General features: G+C 58.7%; 17 protein-coding genes, 1 tRNA gene and 1 pseudogene. 10 read left to right on the forward strand and 9 right to left on the reverse strand.

Features of this window, described 5'->3' with window-relative positions:
- Positions 1-27: 27 nt before the first annotated feature.
- The 7 genes from ACKVOS_RS04045 (at position 28) to ACKVOS_RS04075 (ending at position 7,715) form a co-directional block, all read left to right on the forward strand.
- The gene (locus ACKVOS_RS04045) at positions 28-1,236 is read left to right on the forward strand and encodes a TolC family protein (RefSeq protein WP_409210732.1); all 1,209 of its coding nucleotides are present in this window, start codon (positions 28-30) and stop codon (positions 1,234-1,236) included.
- An 11-nt stretch (positions 1,237-1,247) separates the two neighbouring features.
- A complete protein-coding gene (locus ACKVOS_RS04050) occupies positions 1,248-2,429 on the forward strand; it encodes an efflux RND transporter periplasmic adaptor subunit (protein WP_409210733.1) in 1,182 nt (393 codons plus the stop codon).
- A 1-nt stretch (position 2,430) separates the two neighbouring features.
- Positions 2,431-5,676: an efflux RND transporter permease subunit gene (locus ACKVOS_RS04055; RefSeq protein ID WP_409210734.1), complete on the forward strand. Its 3,246-nt coding sequence runs from the start codon at positions 2,431-2,433 to the stop codon at positions 5,674-5,676.
- Positions 5,677-5,689: 13 nt separating this feature from the next.
- Positions 5,690-5,854: a hypothetical protein gene (locus tag ACKVOS_RS04060; protein WP_409210735.1), complete on the forward strand. Its 165-nt coding sequence runs from the start codon at positions 5,690-5,692 to the stop codon at positions 5,852-5,854.
- 22 nt (positions 5,855-5,876) lie between these two features.
- Positions 5,877-6,206 carry a YnfA family protein gene (locus ACKVOS_RS04065; protein ID WP_409210747.1) on the forward strand — a complete coding sequence of 110 codons (330 nt, stop codon included), beginning with the start codon at positions 5,877-5,879 and terminating at the stop codon, positions 6,204-6,206.
- Positions 6,203-7,129 carry a cation diffusion facilitator family transporter gene (locus tag ACKVOS_RS04070; RefSeq protein WP_409210736.1) on the forward strand — a complete coding sequence of 309 codons (927 nt, stop codon included), beginning with the start codon at positions 6,203-6,205 and terminating at the stop codon, positions 7,127-7,129. Before ACKVOS_RS04065 ends, ACKVOS_RS04070 begins: the two co-directional genes overlap by 4 nt.
- 250 nt (positions 7,130-7,379) lie before the next feature.
- Positions 7,380-7,715, forward strand: a complete 336-nt coding sequence (locus ACKVOS_RS04075; RefSeq protein WP_409210737.1) for a single-stranded DNA-binding protein — start codon at positions 7,380-7,382, stop codon at positions 7,713-7,715.
- Positions 7,716-7,746: 31 nt separating this feature from the next.
- Here ACKVOS_RS04075 and ACKVOS_RS04080 read toward each other — a convergent pair whose 3' ends face one another.
- Together ACKVOS_RS04080 and ACKVOS_RS04085 are read right to left on the reverse strand one after the other, a co-directional pair.
- The gene (locus tag ACKVOS_RS04080; protein WP_409210748.1) at positions 7,747-7,974 is read right to left on the reverse strand and encodes a conjugal transfer protein TraD; all 228 of its coding nucleotides are present in this window, start codon (positions 7,972-7,974) and stop codon (positions 7,747-7,749) included.
- Positions 7,975-7,996: 22 nt separating this feature from the next.
- A complete protein-coding gene (locus tag ACKVOS_RS04085; RefSeq protein WP_409210738.1) occupies positions 7,997-8,302 on the reverse strand; it encodes a conjugal transfer protein TraD in 306 nt (101 codons plus the stop codon).
- Positions 8,303-8,474: 172 nt separating this feature from the next.
- Between ACKVOS_RS04085 and traA the strand changes: the two genes are divergently transcribed.
- Both traA and ACKVOS_RS04095 read left to right on the forward strand, forming a co-directional pair.
- Positions 8,475-11,360: a Ti-type conjugative transfer relaxase TraA gene (traA, locus tag ACKVOS_RS04090; protein ID WP_409210739.1), complete on the forward strand. Its 2,886-nt coding sequence runs from the start codon at positions 8,475-8,477 to the stop codon at positions 11,358-11,360.
- A 10-nt stretch (positions 11,361-11,370) separates the two neighbouring features.
- Positions 11,371-12,180: a DUF6118 family protein gene (locus tag ACKVOS_RS04095; RefSeq protein WP_409210740.1), complete on the forward strand. Its 810-nt coding sequence runs from the start codon at positions 11,371-11,373 to the stop codon at positions 12,178-12,180.
- 148 nt (positions 12,181-12,328) lie between these two features.
- Here ACKVOS_RS04095 and ACKVOS_RS04100 read toward each other — a convergent pair.
- From ACKVOS_RS04100 to ACKVOS_RS04125, 6 genes are all read right to left on the reverse strand, one after another.
- Positions 12,329-12,404: transfer RNA gene (locus ACKVOS_RS04100), tRNA-Lys, on the reverse strand.
- 89 nt (positions 12,405-12,493) lie between these two features.
- A complete protein-coding gene (rodA, locus tag ACKVOS_RS04105; RefSeq protein WP_409210741.1) occupies positions 12,494-13,606 on the reverse strand; it encodes a rod shape-determining protein RodA in 1,113 nt (370 codons plus the stop codon).
- Complete coding sequence (gene mrdA, locus ACKVOS_RS04110; protein ID WP_409210742.1) at positions 13,603-15,510, reverse strand: penicillin-binding protein 2; 1,908 nt, start codon at positions 15,508-15,510, stop codon at positions 13,603-13,605. Before mrdA ends, rodA begins: the two co-directional genes overlap by 4 nt.
- Positions 15,507-16,061, reverse strand: a complete 555-nt coding sequence (gene mreD, locus ACKVOS_RS04115) for a rod shape-determining protein MreD (protein WP_409210743.1) — start codon at positions 16,059-16,061, stop codon at positions 15,507-15,509. Before mreD ends, mrdA begins: the two co-directional genes overlap by 4 nt.
- On the reverse strand, positions 16,058-16,960 hold the full coding sequence (gene mreC, locus ACKVOS_RS04120) for a rod shape-determining protein MreC (protein ID WP_409210744.1): 903 nt from the start codon (positions 16,958-16,960) through the stop codon (positions 16,058-16,060). Before mreC ends, mreD begins: the two co-directional genes overlap by 4 nt.
- 13 nt (positions 16,961-16,973) lie before the next feature.
- Positions 16,974-18,014, reverse strand: coding sequence for a rod shape-determining protein (locus ACKVOS_RS04125; protein ID WP_409210745.1), 1,041 nt, complete (start codon positions 18,012-18,014; stop codon positions 16,974-16,976).
- Positions 18,015-18,176: 162 nt separating this feature from the next.
- Between ACKVOS_RS04125 and mutL the strand changes: the two genes are divergently transcribed.
- On the forward strand, positions 18,177-19,991 hold the full coding sequence (mutL, locus tag ACKVOS_RS04130; RefSeq protein WP_409210746.1) for a DNA mismatch repair endonuclease MutL: 1,815 nt from the start codon (positions 18,177-18,179) through the stop codon (positions 19,989-19,991).
- A gap of 17 nt (positions 19,992-20,008) precedes the next feature.
- Here the strand turns inward: mutL and ACKVOS_RS04135 are convergent.
- A pseudogene (locus tag ACKVOS_RS04135) lies at positions 20,009-20,710 on the reverse strand (hypothetical protein); the annotation flags it as partial.

The raw sequence follows: 20,710 nt of genomic DNA on the forward strand, positions 1-20,710 counted from the left end.
TTGTTCAAGGTTCAGGAGTAGTTTCCCATGTTTTCCAAATTTCGAGCTGTATTGCTCGTGAGCGCTTTGGTCGTTTGCGCGCAGGCCGCTCAAGCCGAGCCAATCACCCTGGCCGATGCTTTATCGCGAGGCGCGGATAGTTCGCCGCGTGTCTCACAGGCCAAAGCGCAGGCCGACGCCGCCGAAGCGCGCGCACGGCAAGCGGGCGTGTCACCCAACCCCGAGCTCAGTCTCGAGGTCGAGAATTTTGCCGGAAGCGGGGCGTTTCAGGGGCTTCGCAGCACCGAAACGACGTTGGCGCTCAGTCAACGGCTCGAACTGGGCGGCAAGAGAAGCGCACGGGTGGGGGTTGCCAGCGCAGAACGCGACTTCGCTTTTCTGACTTACAAGGCCGCTTTGGCAGACCTGGACCGCGATATTCGCGTCGCCCATGCTGAACTTCGCGCAAGCGAAGACCGGGCTGTTTTGGCGCGCGACAATACAGCGGCAGCCGAGGAACTATCGCGCACCGCAAAAATACTTGTCGAAGCGGGCCGCGACCCGCCGCTGCGGCAACTTCGCGCAGCGGCCACGCTTGCGGAAGCGAAGGCCGAACAGGCGCGGACCTTTAGCGAACTCCTTATTGCCCGCCGGTTGCTGGCAACGCTGATTGGCAGCGATGATCCAGACCTTTCGGCCATAGCGAGCGAGGAAGACGCCCCCGCTAATCCCGCGCCCGATTTGCAGACCATCAATGAACAACTCGCGATTGCCCAACGCAGTGCGGCACAGGCGCGGGTAAGCCTGGCGCGTGCTGACGGGGTTCCCGATGTCACAGCAAGCGGCGGGGTCAGGCGTTTTGGCGAAGGCCGGGAAACAGCATTAGTTGCCGGTGTCTCGATTGCGCTGCCGTTTCGCGACCGCAACCGTGGCAATATCGAGGCTGCGCAGTCGGAGAGTATTGCAGCGGATTCGGGCTTGTTGATCGCACAGCGTGACGCGAACCGGGCGCGGTATGATGCGCGAATGCTGCTGGGGGCAGCGGAGGTCCGCTACGAGGCATTGGCTGGTCCCGGCATTGCCCAAGCCGAGGAAGCACTTCGGCTGGCGCGCATCGGATATAACGCTGGCAAATTCTCGCTGCTCGAACTGCTCGATGCGCAGAACGCACTGACCGCCGCAAAGCTCAATGTCATCCAAGCGCGGCTCGACCGCGCAAATGCACTCGCCGCGCTCATCCGCGCGAATGTGCAGTGAAGGAAATCATCATGGAAATCGAAACCAACAAGAACAAATTGATTGTAGGAGCCGCGATAGCTGCCCTCGTGCTGGGCGGAGGCGGTGTGATGCTTGGCCGTACAATCTTCGCTCCCACGACGACCGCCAGCGCCGAGGCCGAAGAAGGCGAGCATGGCGAGGAAGAGAATCACGGTGCCGAAGGCTTTGTGACAATGGACGATGCACGCGCAAAAGCAGCGGGCATTGCAACGGAAGCAACACAAGCGGGAGGACTTGGCGCGGAAGTCATAGCGCAGGGCGTCGTTGCCGCCGCTCCCGGTGGCGAAGCGGTGCTGACCGCGCGCGCCGACGGGGCGCTGACCCGGATTGTCAAGCAGCTTGGCGATAGCGTCAGCGCAGGTGAGACCGTCGCCTATCTTGAAAGCCGCGATGCCGGCACGATTGCTGCCGAGCGCAGTTCCGCTTCTGCTCGGCTTATTGCCGCCCGCGCAGCTTATGCGCGCGAGAAGAAGCTGTTTGAAGCGCGGGTTACCGCACGACAGGATTTAGAGGCGGCACAGGCTGTTCTAGCCGAAGCCCAGGCCGAAGCGCGGCGCACCCAATCGGCGGCGGGGGCTGCGAAGATTACCGGTGATGGACGATTTCTTGCCGTGACAAGCCTGATTTCCGGTCGGATCACCAAGGCCGACGCCACGTTAGGTAGCTATGTAGCCGCTGGCACAGAGTTGTTTCGTGTTGCCGACCCGCGCAAGATACAGATCAACGCGTCGGCACTTCCAGCCGATGCACGTCGCGTCCAACCCGGTGACCGCGCCGTGATCGAGTTGCTGGGGGGCGAGACGGTCAACGCTACCGTTCGAGCCGCGACACCGAGCCTTGACCCGGAAAGCAAGGCGGCAACGATCGTGCTGGTTCCCGATGGCTTTGGCCAACTTACGCCGGGACAGGGTTTGCGTGTGCGGATCATGCCGCGCAATTCCGCGCCCAGTTCGAGCATCGGCATCTCCGAAGAAGCGGTGCAGTCGGTCGGGGGTAGAGACGTTGTGTTCGTAAAGACCTCCAAAGGTTTTCAGGCCACCAACGTGACCACGGGCCAGCGCAGCGCGGGCCGCATTGAAATCGTTACAGGGCTGAAACCCGGTGCAGTCATCGCCACAAAGGGCGCATTCCTGCTCAAAGCCGAACTTGGCAAGGGCGAGGCGGAGCATTGAGATGATCGAAAAACTTCTCGATGCGGCGATCCGCTTCCGCTGGGGCGTGGTTGTCGTCACGCTCATCATCTCGGCCTTCGGCGCGATGCAGCTTTTGAAGCTGCCTATCGACGCCGTTCCCGACATCACCAACAAGCAGGTGCAGGTGAATACCGTCGCACCCGCCCTGGGGCCGCTCGACATGGAGCGGCTTGTCACCTTCCCGGTTGAAACCGCGATGGCTGGAATACCCGGTCTGGAAAGCTCGCGCTCTATTTCGCGCAACGGCTTTAGCCAAGTGACGGTCGTGTTCGACGAAGGCGTCGATCTTTATTTCGCGCGCCAGCAGGTCGCCGAGCGGCTTACACAGGCGAAGGAAAGCTTGCCCGATGGCGTCGAGCCGCAAATGGGGCCGGTGACGACCGGACTTGGCGAAGTGCTGATGTATGTCGTCGAATATGAACCGTCAGGGACGGCGAAGAATTCGAAGCTTTCAGGCAAGCCCGGCTTCCAGCCCGATGGCTCCTACCTCACCACAGACGGCAATCTCCTAACCGATGACGTCTCGAAACTCGCCTATCTGCGAACCGTGCAGGATTGGGTAATCCGCCCACAGTTGAAGACTGTGCAGGGCGTCGCCGGGATCGACAGCATCGGCGGCTATGAAAAGCAGTTCGTGGTCGAACCAGACCCGGCAAAGCTCGCTTCCTATCATATCTCGTTTTCCGAACTCGCCGAAGCGTTGGAAAAGGCCAATATTTCGGTCGGCGCGAACTTCGTCGAACGCGGTGGCGAAGCGTTTCTGGTCAAGGCCGATGGCCGCATCCGCACCCTGGACGAAATCGGCCGTGCGACCGTGACAACACGCGGCGGTGTCGCGGTTGCGGTGCGCGACGTGGCCAATGTCCGCATCGGCGGCGATTTGCGCACCGGTGCTGCATCGGAAAACGGCAATGAGGTTGTCGTCGGCACCGCGTTGATGATCGCGGGCGGCAACAGCCGCATCGTTGCCAACGCCGTAGCTGAGCGATTGGGCGAAGTCGCCAAGTCGATGCCTCCGGGGATCAAGATCAAGACCGTGCTTGACCGTTCCAAACTGGTCAACGCGACGATCTGGACGGTGGAGAAGAACCTGCTTGAAGGGGCGCTTTTGGTTATCGCGGTGCTGTTCTGGCTGCTAGGCAATATCCGCGCGGCGCTGATCGCCACGCTGGTCATTCCAATCTCGTTCCTGATGATGGCTATGGGGATGAACGCGACCGGCACATCGGGCAATCTCATGAGCCTTGGCGCGCTCGATTTCGGGCTGATCGTCGATGGCTCGATCATCATCATCGAGAATTGCCTGCGACGTTTGGCGGAGCGACAACATCACGAAGGGCGATTGCTGACACTGACCGAGCGTTTGCACGAGGTCTTCGAGGCTTCACGCGAGATGGTACGACCCACGATTTACGGTCAGGCGATCATTTTCCTCGTTTTCGCGCCCTTGCTCACCTTCACCGGCGTCGAGGGCAAAATGTTCGGACCAATGGCGATCACAGTGATGCTGGCCTTGGGCGGGGCGTTCATCCTTTCACTGACCTTTGTTCCAGCAATGGTTGCACTTCTTATTCGCGGCGAGGTCGCCGAAAAGGATGTGAAGGCAATTGCCCTCGCCAAGGAGCGCTACATTCCGTTGCTCGACAAGGCGGTAACGCGGCCCTGGCCGTGGATTGGCACAAGCATTGGCGTGTTCGTTCTAGCAGGACTGGCCTTTCTTACCCTAGGCCGCGAGTTCATCCCGCAGCTTGATGAGGGCGACATCGCGCTACAAGGCATCCGCATCCCCTCGACTTCGCTCAATCAGTCTCTGACGCTGCAACGCCAGATCGAGAAAGCGGCGATCACGCTGCCCGAGGTTGCGTATATGTTCTCGAAGACCGGGACGGCGGAAGTCGGCACCGATCCGATGCCTGCGAATATCTCTGACTCTTTCGTGATTCTGAAACCCAAGGATGAATGGCCGTCTGGGATAACCAGTAAGGAACAGGTCATCGAGCGGCTTGAGGCCAAACTCAAACCTTTGGTTGGCAGCGCCTTTGAAATCAGCCAGCCCATCCAGCTACGGTTCAATGAACTTATAGCGGGCGTGCGTGGTGACATCGCGATCAAACTCTACGGCGACGATCTCGAAGTGATGAGTGCTGTCGGTGCGAAAGTTGCGGCGGTGCTGAATACAGTTCCGGGTGCGGCAGACGTCAAAGTCGAGCAGACCGAGGGTTTCCCGCAGCTCGACGTGAAGTTCGACCGTGATGCCATCGCCCGTTACGGCCTGACCTTACAGGACGTGACCGATACCGTGGCCGCAGCCCTTGGCGGGCGAGAGGCGGGGATTGTCTTTGAGGGGGACCGGCGCTTCGATATTGTCGTCCGCCTGCCCAATGCGGGCCGCGACGATCTTGATGCTGTGGGCGCTTTGCCGGTAATGCTGCCGCAAGAGGGCGCATCGGTTCCGCTGAGCGCAGTTGCGAGCTTCGGGTTTTCCGAAGGTCTCAATCAGGTCAGCCGCGACAATGGCCAGCGCCGCGTGGTGGTTCAGGCGAATGTGCGCGGGAATGATCTCGGCAGCTTTATCGCCGAAGCGCAAAGCAAGGTTTCCGCCCAAGTCGAGTTGCCCCCCGGCAGCGCAATTGAATGGGGCGGGCAGTTCGAGAATTTGCAAGCTGCGTCGCAGCGCCTTTCGTTGGTCATTCCCATCGTCTTCGCGGCGATCTTCGGCATCCTGTTTGTCGCCTTGCGCGGGTTCAGACCGGCGATTGCGGTCTATTCGGCGATACCACTAGGCTTGGCGGGCGGCGTATTCGCGCTCGCGGTGGCTGGTCTGCCCTTCTCGGTATCGGCGGCGGTGGGCTTTATCGTGCTGGCGGGTGTCGGTGTGTTGAACGGCCTTGTCGTGATGACCGCAATCAACCAGCGGATCGAAGCGGGGTTGCCGGTCGCGCAGGCCATCGTCGAAGGTTCGATAGAGCGTTTTCGCGCTGTGCTGATGACCGGCATCGTGCCTGCCATCGGCTTCGTGCCGATGGCCCTCGCGACCGGCCAAGGCGCAGAGGTGCAAAAGCCGCTCGCCATCGTCGTCATCGGCGGGCTAATTACTTCAACGATTTTGACGCTGTTCGTGCTGCCCGCGATCAGCCAGCTATTGCTCAAGGGTCGGCACAAACATCACGAAGAAGGCGACTATAGCGATGTTGATGCGCTAGGCAGCGAGTTGCCAGCAAAATGAAAGGTAAATTCACATGCCCTGCCAAGACGCGATGACGGCAAACGAAATGAAGCGCCTCACTGTTGAAAGCCTGACACCCGACAGAGTGGTCACGAAAAACTACCGGAGCGTCGAGCGGATATTTCACCGCCGCTCGACCGACGCGTTGAAACCACCGGCTGGTCAGGCGGCGCGTTGATATGACTGCAAACGCCATTCCGATGACTGCCGCCATCTACATTGGCGCAGCACTGGCCGAAATCGCAGGCTGTTTTGCATTTTGGGCATGGCTTCGTCTTGACCGATCCCCGCTCTGGCTCGCGCCCGGGATATTGTCGCTGGCGCTATTTGCATGGATGCTAACACTGGTCGAGAGCGAAGCAGCCGGACGCACCTTTGCTGCCTATGGCGGCGTGTATATCTGCGCTTCGCTCGTCTGGCTTGCGATGGTCGAGGGCGTCAAACCCGATCGTTGGGACTTTGCTGGCGCGGCAATCTGTCTCGCGGGTGCGGCGCTTATCATGTTTGGTCCGAGGGGAAGTGGCGCATGACGGACGATAGTTCACACGATCACGGCAAGGGCGGACACGCTGGCCACAATCACGGCGCAGGCGCAAGCACCAAACGGCTCACAATCGCGCTTGGGCTGACCACCCTATTCCTTATTGCAGAGCTTATCGGCGCGTTTGTGTTCGACAGCCTCGCGTTGCTTTCCGACGCCGCGCATATGTTTACCGACAGTGCCGCGCTCGCCATTGCGCTTGCGGCGGTCAAAATCGGTCAGCGCCCGCCCGACGACAAACGCACCTTCGGCTACCGCCGGTTTGAAATTCTGGCCGCCGCGTTCAACGCGATCCTGCTCTTTGCGGTTGCGGGCTATGTGTTGGTTGAGGGTGTTCAGCGCTTTTTCGACCCAAGGCCCGTTGAGTCGGTGGGAATGCTTATAGTGGCAAGCCTTGGCTTGGTCGTAAATCTTATTTCGATGCGTATCCTTGCAGGCGGCAAGGACGACAGTCTCAATGTGAAAGGTGCCTATCTCGAAGTCTGGGCCGATATGCTCGGCTCGATTGGCGTGATCGGAGCGGCGATTGCGATTTACGTGACGAAGCTAAACTGGATCGACCCCATCGTTGCCATCGCCATCGGCTTATGGGTGCTGCCGCGCACTTGGACCTTGCTGCGCGACACGACACATATTCTTCTGCAAGGTGTGCCGCGCGGGTTTGACCTCCAAGCGATCCGCACTGCAATGAACGAAGTCGAGGGCGTCACCGGCGTTCATGATTTTCATTTATGGTCGGTTGCCGGTGACGACGCAAGTCTGACCGCCCATGTCGCATTAACCGAAGGAGCCGACGCGGAAGCAACACGACGCGCTCTTGCGGAAATGCTCGAAAGCAAATTCGACATTCATCATGCGACAATCCAGACCGAAACCGAACCGTGTGGCGATGAGGAGAGTTTGCATCGCTGACCAAAGCCAAACTCCGGTGAGGATAGGCAACGAGCGACGTCATTGCTTTCCGCCTGACCGCGTTAGGCATGTCCTTGATCGACGGACGTTTGGCCGCTTTGCGCCGCCCTTGTGCGCGCAAGCAAAAAACCGGCGCGAGCGCCTACGGTTTCCATGAATGGAGCCTCCGTCTTTTGGCTTGCGCGCGGGCAGCGCGCGGCCCTTCGATGTCCGTCAGGACATTTCGCCTGACGCGATCAGGAGAACCACAATGCAGAACATTGCTGAATTTCAAATCATCGGGCGCATCGGCAAGATCGACCCTGCCAAGGACGTCACCCACATTTCGGTTGCCGCCAATTACAATCGCCGTGACGGCGACGAATGGAAGACCGACCCGCACTGGAACCGCGTTACGCTCTTTGGCAAGCTGCGTGACCGTCTCGCCAAGGCAGACAAAGGCGATCTCGTTCGCATCACCGGACGCGTTCGCCAAACCAGCTACGAAGCTGAAAGCACGACCCGCTATGGTGTGGACATGATCGCCGACGGTTTCGCAATTCTCGCCAAAGCGAGCGGCAAGCCGACCGACGAAGAACGCGGCTGACCCAAGAGGCGGCGGCCAAGTGCCGCCGCCTTCAGGTTTCGCTTTCCGCCTCAAACGCTCGCTTGCCCTTACGCTTCCAAAGCATAAGCGCCTGTTCGCGATCTGCACTCTGCAACTTGGCAGCGACGGTGAGCAACGCGCCGTAGAGTGTCGCGCGATCATCGTCGGTTAGCTCGACCAGTCCGGCTTTCACGACAAGTCCGCCCAGCTCGATCAGTTGCCGTGTGCGCTCGCGCCTTTTGATTTGCCATTCGCGCATGTCGGTACCTGCCTTTCGTGCCTCAAGCCGGTGCCGTGCCGCCCGCAAGCGAGCTAGTGCGGTCCCGTTGGCCTTCAGTTCCTTCGCCAAGCTTTCGCGCCGTCCCTTGAAAGAAGGCGCTGCCGCGTTTGCGCCAACTTTCCCTTTTTGCTGTGTCGGCGGTTTCGACGATGGATAGCAATGCACCTGCGAGCGTTTCTGCGTCCAACGCGTCGGCTCCGGTGGCAATGAGCAGTTCGCCAAGTTGCTGGACGCGGCGCTCTTTGAGTTGCTTTGTTCTTTCGGCAAGTGCCTTCAGTTCCGAATCAATATCACGGGGTTTGCGCATCTTCTGTCTCCATTGAGAGTTGATGCACCCATCATAATATCGCGCCGCTCCTATTGCTGTAGAGTTGTCGAGACAGTCTGACACCACCTAGTCCCGAGCAGGATTTTATCATGGGAGGGCGCGCTTATACGTCGTGCCGACGTGGCTTTGATGGCGTAGATGGATTGCCATCATGGCGATCTTCCATCTCTCGGTCAAAGTCATCAGCCGCGCCAGCGGGCGTAGCGCTGTTGCCGCCTCAGCCTACCGCGCAGGCGAACGGCTGCATGACGACCGGCTCGACCGTGATCATGACTTCACGAACAAGGACGGCGTCGTTCATTCCGAAATCCTTTTGCCAAAAGATGCACCCGAACATCTGGCGGACCGGGAGAAGCTCTGGAACGCGGTCGAGGCAGCCGAAAAGCGCAAGGACGCGCAACTTTCGCGCGAGGTCGAGTTCGCGATTCCGCGCGAGATGAACAAGAGCCAAGTCATTGCGCTCGCCCGCGACTTTGTCAAAGCCGAGTTCGTCGACAAGGGCATGATCGCCGACCTCAATGTCCATTGGGATATCGGTAAGGACGGACTGGCCAAACCGCACGCACATGTCATGCTTACCATGCGCGAAGTGGGCAAGGATGGGTTCGGCGCGAAGGTGCGCGACTGGAACAAGTCCGAGCTGGTCGAGCAATGGCGCGAACGCTGGGCCGAGCATGTCAACCAGCGGCTGGCGGAGCTGGATATCGACGCGAGCGTCGATAATCGCAGCCTTGAAGCGCAGGGTATCGGCCTCGAACCGCAAGATAAGATCGGCCCCGCCGCCTCGCGCATCGGTGGACGCGGGCTTGAGGCCGAGCGCATCGAGGAACATCGCGCTATTGCACAGCGCAATGGTGAGCGGATCATTGCTAATCCCGGTGTCGCGCTTGATGCGATCACGCACGGCCAGGCCACCTTCACGAACCGTGACCTTGCCACGTTCGTTCATCGGCATAGCGACGGGAAGGACCAGTTCGATGCTGCACTAAGCGCAGTGCGCGGATCGCCCGATTTCATCGCGTTGGGCAAGGACGGACGCGGGGAAGATCGCTTCACATCGCAGGCGATGATTGAGACCGAGCAGCGGTTGCAGCGCGCATCGGAGTTGATGGCCGAGCGCGAACGGCATCGCGTTGGCGAGGACAAACAAGCGAACGCGCTGGCGCGCGCCGGGGAGCGCGGCTTAGTGCTATCGGGAGAGCAGCGCGCGGCCTTTGAGCATGTTACAGACGGGCGCGGCCTGAGCGTCGTTGTTGGCTATGCCGGGACCGGCAAAAGCGCAATGCTTGGCGTCGCGCGCGAGGCTTGGGAGAATGCGGGCTTTAATGTTCGCGGCGCGGCACTGTCCGGCATCGCAGCCGAAGGTTTGGAGCAGGGTTCGGGCATCGCGTCGCGCACCATTGCGAGCCTTGAACATCAATGGGGCCAAGGCCGCGAACAACTTACTTCGCGCGATGTGTTGGTGATCGACGAAGCGGGTATGGTCGGCACGCGCCAGATGGAGCGCGTCCTGTCCCGCGCTGCCGATGCGGGCGCCAAAGTCGTGCTGGTTGGTGACCCGCAACAGTTGCAGGCCATCGAAGCCGGAGCGGCGTTCCGTGCCATCCACGAACGGCATGGGGGCGTCGAGATCAGCGAAGTCCGCCGCCAGCATGACGGCTGGCAGCAGGATGCGACCCGGCACCTTGCGACCGGGCGGACAGGGCATGCCATTCATGCTTACGGTGAACACGGCATGGTGCACGCCGCCGACACACGGGAGGCGGCGCGCGAAGACTTGATCGAGCGTTGGGATCGCGCGCGGCAGGCCAGCCCAAGCGATACACGGATTATCCTCACCCACACCAATGACGAGGTGCGCGAACTCAACGAAGCCGCTCGCGGGCGTATGCGTGTCGCAGGCAGCTTGGATGGCGATGTGTCGATCAAGGCCGAGCGCGGCGAGCGACAATTTGCCAGCGGTGACCGCATCATGTTTTTGCGAAACGAGCGAGGCCTTGGCGTGAAGAACGGTACGCTTGGTATCGTCGAGCAGGTAACGCCGCAGCGCATGGCGGTGCGCACCGACGACGGGCGTGCAGTGACGTTCGATACCAAGGATTATGCGCATGTCGATCATGGCTACGCCGCCACGATCCACAAAACGCAGGGCATGACCGTGGACCGGGCGCATGTGCTGGCTACGCCGGGAATGGATAGCCACGGTGCCTATGTCGCGCTGTCGCGCCACCGCGACGGCGTGGACCTGCATTATGGCCGCGATAACTTCGCAGATCAGTCGAAACTTGTCCGCTCATTAAGCCGCGAGCGCGGCAAAGACATGGCGAGCGACTACAGCCCTGAGCAGCGATTTGCCGAGCGGCGCGGGATTACGTTCCGCCAGCGGATTGTCGAGATTGCCCGACAGTTGCCCGAGCGGGCGAAGTCGATCTTCGCTAACTTCCGACCGCAAACACAGAAGCTGGAACCGCTGCCAACCGAACAGGCCGACCTTTCGAACCAGCGCCGTGCGGTCGAACGCTTCGCTCGTGCCGCCGACGATATGGCGAAGATGCGCGAGCAGGGTTTGCCGGTGCTACCTCATCAACGCGATGCGCTCGACAAGGCAGGGAAGACCCTCGACGCGATTAGGCCCCATGCCGCCGCCGATCTTGCCAGCGCCTTGCAGCGCCAGCCTGAGTTGATCCGCGAAGCAGCCGATGGCCGCAGCCAGGCCGCAATCCGCGCCATGCAGCTTGAGTCTGAAATCCGCGTCGATCCTGTCCAGCGCGCCGACCGCTTTGTGAATGACTGGCAGCGGCTATGGCAGACACGCGCAGCGATGCAGCAAAGCGGCAATGACAATAGTGCACACCATGTCGCGGGGCGGATGGCCGACATGGCGAAAGGTCTGGAGCGCGATCCACAGGTGGAATCGCTGTTGCGCAACCGGACGCGGGAACTCGGTCTTGGCAAGGACATCGGACGCGATTTGTCCCGCGACCTTGCCGCGTCTGTGTCGTTCGAGCGGACCCGCTCGATTGGAATGAGCCTGTAGGAGAAGTGAAATGGAAAATACTGATACCGAAGAAGTGACGCTGGACATTGAGGAGGAGGCCGAAGCGGAGGCCAAGCCCAAGCCCAAGCCCAGACCAAAGCGCAAGGCCAAACCCAGGGTCGCCAAGGTCGAAAGCGATCCTGCCGCCGAAGCGTTCGCGCGGCTTGAAGGCGAAATGGCCCTCATGCGGCGCGCTGTCCAGCATCTTGCCGCCGAGCGGGCGGACATCGTTATCCCTGACTATGGGGCTACCCTGACGGAGATGACAAAGCGGCTCGAAGATATGGCGGAGAATCTTGATTGCATCGAGGAACACCCGGCCATGCAGGTGACGCCTGATAGCTTTGGCAGGCGGATCGAAGCCGCAGCGGAGGCAGCGCGGCGCGGCGATCAAACGCGGATCAACGAGGCATATAATGAGCTTCGGCAAGCCACGCAGGATATGCGCGGTGTCACATCCCACGCCCGCAATAGTGCGGACCAACGCCGCACAGTGTTTCAGGCAGTTGGAGGCGGAGTGCTTGGCGGCATCCTGCTTTGGTCGTTTCTTCCCGGAACTATCGCCCGTTCCGTGCCGGAAAGCTGGCACTGGCCAGAACATATGGCGGCGAGAATGGTCGGCGAATCGTCGCGCTGGGATGCAGGCACGAGCCTCATGCGAAGCGAAAGCCCTAAGGCTTTGAATGCGCTTGAGCGGGCAGCCGATTTGCTGCGCGACAACCGAGAGGCTATCGAGGCTTGCCAGAAATCTGCCGCGAACGCGAAACAGCCGGTGCGTTGCACGGTCAAAATTCGGGCTGGGAGCGAGCCTCGCAACTGATAACCGAGCAGCTAGTTGCCTGATTTTCGGTTTCGTAATGATCCAAAACAGCCCAATCAGTCCCAGTTAAAATGTGGGACCGAATGTGGGTTCAGATTTTTGGATGGGCCATTTATTCTTTTGAAAACAAAGTGATAAATGACTTGAATGGTAGACGCTGAGGGGTTCGAACCCACGACCCGCTGATTAAGAGTCAGCTGCTCTACCAACTGAGCTAAGCGTCCCCATTTCGATGCGGCCAGATTGCCCGGCATCGTTTGGAGCGCCGCCTTTGATGGGATTCGGTGTCTTTGTCAAGCTTGCGCTGTATGCTTCAGGTAAATTGCCCGCGCTTTGCACCCGGGTGGCGTTCGATGGACATGATGATGCCGACACAGATCATCATGGTCAGCATCGATGAACCGCCGTGGCTGACAAAGGGCAGGGGTATGCCGGCGACCGGCGCGAGGCCGACGACCATTAGCAGGTTGATCATGATGTAAAAGAATATGGTGCACGTCAGGCCGGCCGCGACCAGTTGGCCGTACCGGGTCTTGCTTTCGATGGCCACATTCAGGCCCCACCGCATTAAAAGGAAATAGAGCCCCAAAATGAAAAAGCCGCCCAATATGCCCCATTCTTCGGCCATGGTTGCAAAGACGAAATCGGTGTGGCCTTCGGGCAAATAGTCGAGATGGCTTTGGGTGCCATTGCCAAATCCTTTACCGAAAATGCCACCCGACCCGATGGCGATTTTCGATTGGGTAATGTGATATCCGGCACCCAACGGGTCGTTTTCAGGGTTCAGGAAAATAAGAACGCGGTCTTGCTGGTACGGTTTCATGCCAAAGAAATAGACCAATGGTGCAAGGACGGCCAACGCACCGCCTGCGCTGATAAAGTAGATCAGCGGCAAGCCGGCGAGAAATGCGACAACGCCCAGGCCGAATGCGTAAGCGATGGCCGCGTCGAAATCGGGTTGAATAACGACCAGAGCACTCGGCAACACAAGTAATGCGACAACGGGCCAAATGGCATCCATGCCGCCGATACGGTTGGGGGGAAGACGGTCAAAAAACCACGCAGCGGCAAGGACCATGACCGGCTTCATCAGTTCAGAGGGCTGTAATGTGATGATGCCGAGGTTGATCCAACGCTGACTGCCGCCGCCGACAAAGCCCATCAGTTCGACAACCACGAGGAGGACTATTAAAAGCAGATAGAGTGGGAAGGTGACGGATTTCCAGAACTCCATCTTTAACCGGGACATGATGATGGCCATCGCCAGCAAGACCAGAAATCGGGCGACATGCTTTCCGGCCCACGGCTCCAGATGGCCGCCCGCTGCGGAATATAGGACGGTTGCGCCAAAGCCGACCAAGGCCATCAATATAAAAATGACGCGCCAGGGCAAGCTTGCAATAGGAGCAGGAACAATGCCGTTCATGTGGTCGGGTCAATAGGCGGCGGGGCAGCGGGTTGTCCCTGGAACGATGCGTATTTTGAAGCCATCCGTTGTTCGATATTGCCGCCCCAGCCCGCTTCGAGTGCTTCCAGCGCTTGCGTGGCCTGCGCCGGATCATAGATGAACGTCAGAACATCCTTGGCAATAGGGGCCGCGGCCCGTGCCCCGCCCAAGCCATGTTCGATGACCACAGCGGCGCCGTATCGCGGATTGTCGACGGGGGCAAAACATACGAAAAGGCCGTGATCGCGATATTTCCAAGCGCCCGATTGCCCCCGCTGCGCCCCTTCAATCCGGCGGACCTGCGCGGTTCCGGTTTTACCGGCCATCTTTATCGTTTCGAGCGGCAGCCGGCTGCGAACAGCTGTGCCTGCGCCATTGACCACAAGGTCCATGCCCTTTCGCACAACATCAAGATGTTCGGTCGAGAATGACAAGGGCACAGGCGCGGCCCGGTTAGCCTTGATGATTTCCGGGTGGATATTGAGTCCCGATGCGATGCGGGCCGACATCAGGCCCAATTGAAACGGACTTGCGATGATGTAGCCTTGACCGATCACGGCATTCAGCGTGTCGGATTCAGTCCAGTCTTGGCCAAGTTTGCGTAACTTCCATTCGCTGTCCGGCACGGTTCCATAGCGTTGCGAAGGGAAGGGAAGTTCGAATTCCTGACCCAAGCCAAGCTCCCGGGCAATCGGTGCGATCTTGTCATAGCCGATGCGCCGGCCCATTGAGTAGAAATAGGTGTTGCAGCTTTTCATAATCGCGCTGGTCATATTCATCGAGCCATGTCGACCCAGACATTTAAAAACGCGATTGCCAAGTCTGTATCCGCCGCCGCACGAAACAGTCTCTTCGGGATCTACACCATGTTTCAGCAAGGCGAGCGCGGCCATCGGTTTAAGGGTGGAACCCGGCGGATAAAGACCTTGCAGGGCCTTGTTGAGCATCGGAATATGGTCGTCCGAATTCAACATTTTCCATTCAATACGGCCGATACCGTCGGAAAAACTGTTTGGATCGTAACAGGGCATTGATGCCATGGTCAGGATGTCGCCGGTGAGACAGTCGAAGACGACCACTGACCCCGACTCCAAACCAAGACGCCGCGCTGCGTAATTGTGCAAATCTATGTCGATGGTGAGTTGGACCGGCTTGCCTGGGATATCGGGCCGTGTGGTAAGTTCCCGGATTATCTTGCCGCGAGCAGTAACTTCGGTCCGTTTTGCACCCGGTTCCCCCTGCAACTTTACTTCAAGTGTTTTTTCAAGCCCGTCTTTCCCGACCTTGAAACCTGGCGTGATGAGCAAAGGGTTTTTATTCTTCTCATATTCTTCCGCAGACACGGTTCCGACATAACCGACCAAATGGCCAACGGCGGCACCGCTCGGGTAAAATCGGGAATAACCGTGTCTTGGGCTCACGCCGGGGAGGTCAGGCAAGCGGACGCTGACGGCGGCAAATCGTTCATAATCCAAACCGTCGGCGACTTGCACAGGTTGAAACCCTTGCGCTTGTTTCAATTCGCGATTGATACGGTCGACATCGTCGCTGGAAAGCGACAAAAGTTCGGCGAGCGTCGCAACGGTTTCGTCTTTGCGAACGAGCCGATCAGGGATAATATCGACCCGGAAGTCTGCCCGATTGGTTGCAATTGGCTTTCCATAGCGATCAATGAACCAACCCCTGCGCGGCGGTATGATAGTCAGGTTTACGCGGTTGCTTTCGGCGAGAAGTTTGTATTTTTCATTATCTGCCACCGCAATATACGACATACGTGCCGCGACCGTCGCTCCAATGGCGGCCTGAACGCCACCCACAAAAAGCGCCCTGCGGGAAAATGTGAAATCCAGTTGACCCGATGTAATCTGCTTTTCGATCTTCATGTCGCCAACCGCCAGCTATCCAACCTGGCGCATATTCGCACGACCAGCGGATATAGCAATATCGACAGGACAATTTGTGGCAATAAAACCAAAGGATGCGCTGCCGCGTGCGCCATACCTGTTATCCAAAGACCACCCAAAAGAACGGTGATTATGAGCAGTGCTGCAATCAACCAGTCCTGCAAATGATCGCGCCAGATTGCCCTTGAATCGATAATTTCGATGGTCAGCATTGCGATCGACCATAATAATCCGGCACAGCCGAAAGGCTGTCCGCTGAAAAGATCGTCGACCAAGCCAAAGGGTACCCCGGACCATACCGGCAATAGACCTGGCCGCATTAACCGCCATGCGAGCAGCATCAAAAAACCAAAAGGAGGAAGTATCGGCTGTTGCGTCAAAAACGGGAGGGTCGTTACCATCGATGCCACGATCACGGACGATATCGGAATCGCCAGCATTTTCAGAGTGGACGGCTCGCGGTCAAAGCGGCTCTCATACTCCCTGCCGGGTCGTAGCGGAAGGCGGATTGCGGTGACGGGGTTTTTCACTCCGCTATCTCTTTGGTTTGGCCATCGGGCGCGATTGCCTGTTGGGCGGCTTGCGCTTCACCCTGATAGGCTTTCGTTACGATTGCGTAAGGCGAATTGGCGGGATCTGCCAATGGCCGGGCAAGCGCACCGTCATTTGTTTTGCGAATGACGCGGGCAAAAGGAATATTGGGCTGATAAAGGCCGCCATTGCCTGACGTGACTATGATATCGCCGATTTTGAAAGGGCTTTCTCCCAAGTTCAGCGGTTTTATGACAACCAGCCCGTTGCCCAATCCTGTCGAAAATGCTGGCAACCCGTCGCTCGCCCGCATGACCGGGACGAGATTTTCTGCATCGCTGACCAGCAAGATACGCGCCGTTGTCGGACCTGTCTCGATCACCCGACCGATCAATCCGGCCGGACCGCGAACGGGTTGCGCCCGTTCTACACCATCACTGGAACCAATAGATAAAGTTGCCACGCGGCGCGTGCTGGATGCTGTAGAACTGATCAACCGGCCGACGGCGACTTGCTCGTTTGTTTCATTTTTAAGCTTCAGCAATCCCCGCAATCGCGCATTTTCGACCCGGAGCGCCCTTGCTTCAATAAGTTTGGTGCGATTGGCTTTTGCTTCTCTGGTGAGCGCTGCATTTTTTGACGCTGCATCGAAATACGCTGCCATGTTTTCACCCGCGTCATTGCTTGTCCGGCGAATGCTGTTGAAAAACCGTGCGGCGGGGGCGGTGATTTCTGCGCCAATGGCACGTAAGGCGGCAAAGCCGGTCGGGTCAGCCACAGAAATTACCAAAAGCAAGGCGGCCACCGCCGTTCCTGCAATCGCGATAACATAGGTCGCGAACAGGCCATATTGCGCTTTCCGGGAAAATCCGGGGCGCCGATGGGGTGGCGGCGCCATGCTGAAATCCTAATTAGGCTGTCAGCAGGACGCCACGGAAGATGGGGTCTTCCATTGCCCTGCCAGTGCCGATGGCAACGCAGGTGAGCGGATCTTCCGCAACCGTCACGGGCAAGCCTGTTTCGTCGCGCAGATATTCATCCAGACCGTGCATGAGCGCGCCGCCGCCGGTCAGGACAATGCCCTGATCAACGATATCAGCGGCCAATTCGGGCGCGGTATTTTCCAAAGCAATCCGGACACCTTCAAGAATGGTACCAATGGGTTCGGATAAGGCCTCCGCAATCTGACCCTGATTGATTGAAATTTCTTTTGGCACGCCATTGACCAGATCGCGTCCCTTGATGTGCAGTGTGTGGCCTATGCCATCTGCAGGCGGACGGGCGGTCCCGAAATCTTTCTTGATCCGTTCCGCCGTTGCTTCGCCGATCAACAGATTATGGTGTCGTCGCACATAAGAGACAATTGATTCGTCCATCTTGTCACCTCCTGTGCGAACCGAAGTGGTGTAAGCAAGGCCGCGCAGCGACAGCACGGCAACTTCGGTTGTACCACCACCAATGTCGACAACCATGGAGCCGATGGGTTCGGTCACGGGCATGTCGGCACCAATAGCAGCAGCCATGGGTTCTTCGATCAGGAACACTTCCGATGCCCCCGCGTTGGAAGCCGCATCGCGAATGGCGCGGCGCTCGACCGATGTGGAGCCTGAAGGAACGCAAATAACGATTTCGGGGTAGCTGAACATCCGGCGCTTTCCATGCACCTTGTGGATGAAATGCTTTATCATCTGTTCCGCAACGTCAATGTCGGCAATGACGCCGTCACGGAGAGGACGAATGGCCTCGATACTGTCGGGGGTTTTGCCCATCATTAACTTTGCATCGTCGCCGACGGCTTTTACCCGCTTGATACCGTTGATGGTTTCAATTGCCACGACTGAAGGTTCATTCAAAACAATGCCTTGGCCGCGAACATACACCACAGTGTTCGCAGTACCTAAGTCGATTGCCATATCTTGCGATGCGAAACGGAAAAACTTGCCAAAAACCATTTAATGTCCACCCAATCCAAATCTGGTGAGAATCCTTTTGAGCGCGCCCAAAACAATCGCGCGGTCCTAGCGGAATTTGCTGTTTTTAAAAACAGGTATTTGGCTGGAATGCGAACGATTAAGGAGTCGCCTGCAAGGGCCGCTTGGGCTAGGAATGCGAACATGTCAATACGAAGACTTCCCGAAAGCCTGGTCAACCGTATCGCTGCCGGTGAAGTGGTCGAAAGACCGGCCAGTGCGTTGAAGGAACTGGTTGAAAATGCCATCGATTCCGGTGCACGAAATATCGCTGTGCGACTTGCTTCAGGCGGCATTGATCTAATCGAGGTTGCCGACGATGGTTGCGGCATGTCGCCTGATGATATGGCATTGGCGCTGGAACGTCACGCGACGTCCAAATTACCTGACGAAGATATCGATCTGGTTGCTACCCTTGGTTTTCGAGGGGAGGCATTGCCTTCGATTGCGAGCGTTTCTGTTTTGGCGATGGAAAGCAGAGTGGGCGCCCAAGAAGGATGGCGGCGTGTCGTCGATCACGGCGTTTTAACGCACGAAGGTCCCGCCGCTTTGCCACCGGGAACGCGTGTGCGGGTTGAAAATCTATTCGGCAAGGTACCAGCCCGCCGAAAGTTTTTGCGCAGTCCGCGGTCTGAATATGCCGCCGCACTGGACATTATGAAACGGCTGGCAATGGCCCGGCCTGATATCGGGTTTTCAGTCGAGCATGACGGCCGCCGCGTTCTTGCCGTGCAACCCGATATGGAACGCCCCGAACGGGTCGCGTCACTGACGAGTGTGGAGCTGATCGACAATAGCGTTGGCCTCGACTTTGAACGCGAAGGCGTGCGCTTGGGCGGAATTGCGAGCCTGCCGACGTACAACCGTGGCATTGCCGATCATCAATTTCTGTTCGTGAACGGGCGACCCGTAAAGGACAAGCTTCTGATCGGGGCAGTACGAGGCGCTTATGCTGAAATGCTGGCGAGGGACCGCCATGCCGTGGTGGCGCTGTTTCTTGACCTTCCGTTCACTGAAGTTGATGTCAACGTTCACCCTGCCAAAACCGAAGTCCGCTTTCGGGAACCCGCTCTTATTCGCGGTATGATCGTATCCGGCTTGCGCCACGCACTCGACCAGTCGGGCTTTCGCGCTGTGCAACGCCCATCCGCCGATGCGCTGTCTGCATGGCAACAAGAACCGGTGCGGACGGCGCAGGGCGATATTTTCGCTGCTCCACGCACATTTTATCAGGGCAACTACGCCCCCGCTTTTACGTCGCTGGCCGAAAAGCGGACCAGTTTTGCGGATATGGGACGCATCGAGGGCGAGGACCTAGCGCCCTTGATGGGACGCGCTGCCGAAGCGACCGACCCGGTCCCGGAAAGCCGCAGCCATCCGCTTGGCGTCGCGCGCGGGCAGGTCGCTAACACCTATATCGTGGCCGAGGCGTCAGACGGTTTGGTCATTGTGGACCAACACGCTGCGCATGAAAGACTCGTTCTTGAGCGGATGCGCGGGGCTATGGCGCAGGCGGGCGGTGTTGTCCCGTCGCAAGCGCTGCTGCTGCCGCAAGTGGTCGAGCTGGACGAACCTGCCTGCGACCGGCTGGAGGCGCGCGTAGCCGAGCTATCGGCATTTGGCCTCGAACTGGAACGCTTTGGTGCTGGCGCGATGCTCGTCCGCGCGACACCGGCAATGCTGGGTGGAGGGGATGCCAAGGGACTGGTGGAGGATCTGGCCGACGACCTAGCCGCCTATGACGAGGCTTTATCACTTAAAGAACGCATCGACCATGTCGCATCGACAATGGCCTGCCACGGCTCGGTCCGCGCCGGTCGTGTGCTTTCGGTTCCTGAAATGAATGCGCTGCTCCGTGAAATGGAAGTGACGCCGCATTCGGGGCAGTGCAATCATGGCCGTCCGACTTGGGTGAAGTTGGCGCTCGGCGATGTTGAAAAGCTGTTCGGCCGAAAATGACCGAACAGCTTTTGAATTCAGTGTCCGAGTGAGAATTTTGCGAAGAGCGTAAAGCCCATCGGGTTCTTGCCATACGCCGTATCGAGCGCATCGGGTTTGGCAAAAGCCGAAACCGTGCCCCCCAGCGCGAGGTTTAGTGGGCCGGTAAGGGGCAGGCGATAGGCGTAGCCCACCTGTAACTTGCTCACACGGAACGGGACTTCGTGCAAGGGGCTGAGGTCGTCGGGAAACAGCTCGTCATTCTTCACATTTTCGAAGCGGCCAAAAACGCTGTGATGGTCATCAATATCCCAATTGGCCTCTACCAGATAGGCCGTCAGTGTGGGTCCCGGATCGCGGTTCTTGGCCGAAAAAGCGGCCGTCGCAGTCAGGCCATTGCCGTTCGCATAATGCGCGCTGGCGGTGGTGCGATGCTCGTTTTCGTCGGGGTGGATGGTGAATTCCGGCTGCTTCAGAAAGCCGTGGCTGACTTGCAATGTCCATTGAGGTGACGGATTGAACGTCGCCCGCACCGACCAGCTGTCGAAGCGGGGTTTTTCGATATCCCACCGGTCTTCATCCGGTTCGCGTCCAGTGAAAATCGACCCTTCCAGCTGGAAGCGCCGTGAGGAAATGCCCGCCGTTGCGACGCCATAAGTGATATGGGTGCTGTCGAACCAGTGGTGGGTGATCGGGGCTTCCGGGTTCAGCTTTGCCGATCCGCGGTGCATGAACGCAGA

Source organism: Sphingorhabdus sp. (assembly GCF_046154385.1).
GTDB lineage: Bacteria > Pseudomonadota > Alphaproteobacteria > Sphingomonadales > Sphingomonadaceae > Sphingorhabdus_B.

Bases quoted from the DNA above. Each gene is read 5' to 3' on its own strand.
- ACKVOS_RS04045 (WP_409210732.1), top strand. From the start codon at position 28: ATGTTTTCCAAATTTCGAGCTGTATTGCTCGTGAGCGCTTTGGTCGTT.
- ACKVOS_RS04050 (WP_409210733.1), top strand. From the start codon at position 1,248: ATGGAAATCGAAACCAACAAGAACAAATTGATTGTAGGAGCCGCGATA.
- ACKVOS_RS04055 (WP_409210734.1), top strand. From the start codon at position 2,431: ATGATCGAAAAACTTCTCGATGCGGCGATCCGCTTCCGCTGGGGCGTG.
- ACKVOS_RS04060 (WP_409210735.1), top strand. From the start codon at position 5,690: ATGCCCTGCCAAGACGCGATGACGGCAAACGAAATGAAGCGCCTCACT.
- ACKVOS_RS04065 (WP_409210747.1), top strand. From the start codon at position 5,877: ATGACTGCCGCCATCTACATTGGCGCAGCACTGGCCGAAATCGCAGGC.
- ACKVOS_RS04070 (WP_409210736.1), top strand. From the start codon at position 6,203: ATGACGGACGATAGTTCACACGATCACGGCAAGGGCGGACACGCTGGC.
- ACKVOS_RS04075 (WP_409210737.1), top strand. From the start codon at position 7,380: ATGCAGAACATTGCTGAATTTCAAATCATCGGGCGCATCGGCAAGATC.
- ACKVOS_RS04080 (WP_409210748.1), bottom strand. From the start codon at position 7,974: ATGCGCGAATGGCAAATCAAAAGGCGCGAGCGCACACGGCAACTGATC.
- ACKVOS_RS04085 (WP_409210738.1), bottom strand. From the start codon at position 8,302: ATGCGCAAACCCCGTGATATTGATTCGGAACTGAAGGCACTTGCCGAA.
- traA (WP_409210739.1), top strand. From the start codon at position 8,475: ATGGCGATCTTCCATCTCTCGGTCAAAGTCATCAGCCGCGCCAGCGGG.
- ACKVOS_RS04095 (WP_409210740.1), top strand. From the start codon at position 11,371: ATGGAAAATACTGATACCGAAGAAGTGACGCTGGACATTGAGGAGGAG.
- rodA (WP_409210741.1), bottom strand. From the start codon at position 13,606: ATGAACGGCATTGTTCCTGCTCCTATTGCAAGCTTGCCCTGGCGCGTC.
- mrdA (WP_409210742.1), bottom strand. From the start codon at position 15,510: ATGAAGATCGAAAAGCAGATTACATCGGGTCAACTGGATTTCACATTT.
- mreC (WP_409210744.1), bottom strand. From the start codon at position 16,960: ATGGCGCCGCCACCCCATCGGCGCCCCGGATTTTCCCGGAAAGCGCAA.
- ACKVOS_RS04125 (WP_409210745.1), bottom strand. From the start codon at position 18,014: ATGGTTTTTGGCAAGTTTTTCCGTTTCGCATCGCAAGATATGGCAATC.
- mutL (WP_409210746.1), top strand. From the start codon at position 18,177: ATGTCAATACGAAGACTTCCCGAAAGCCTGGTCAACCGTATCGCTGCC.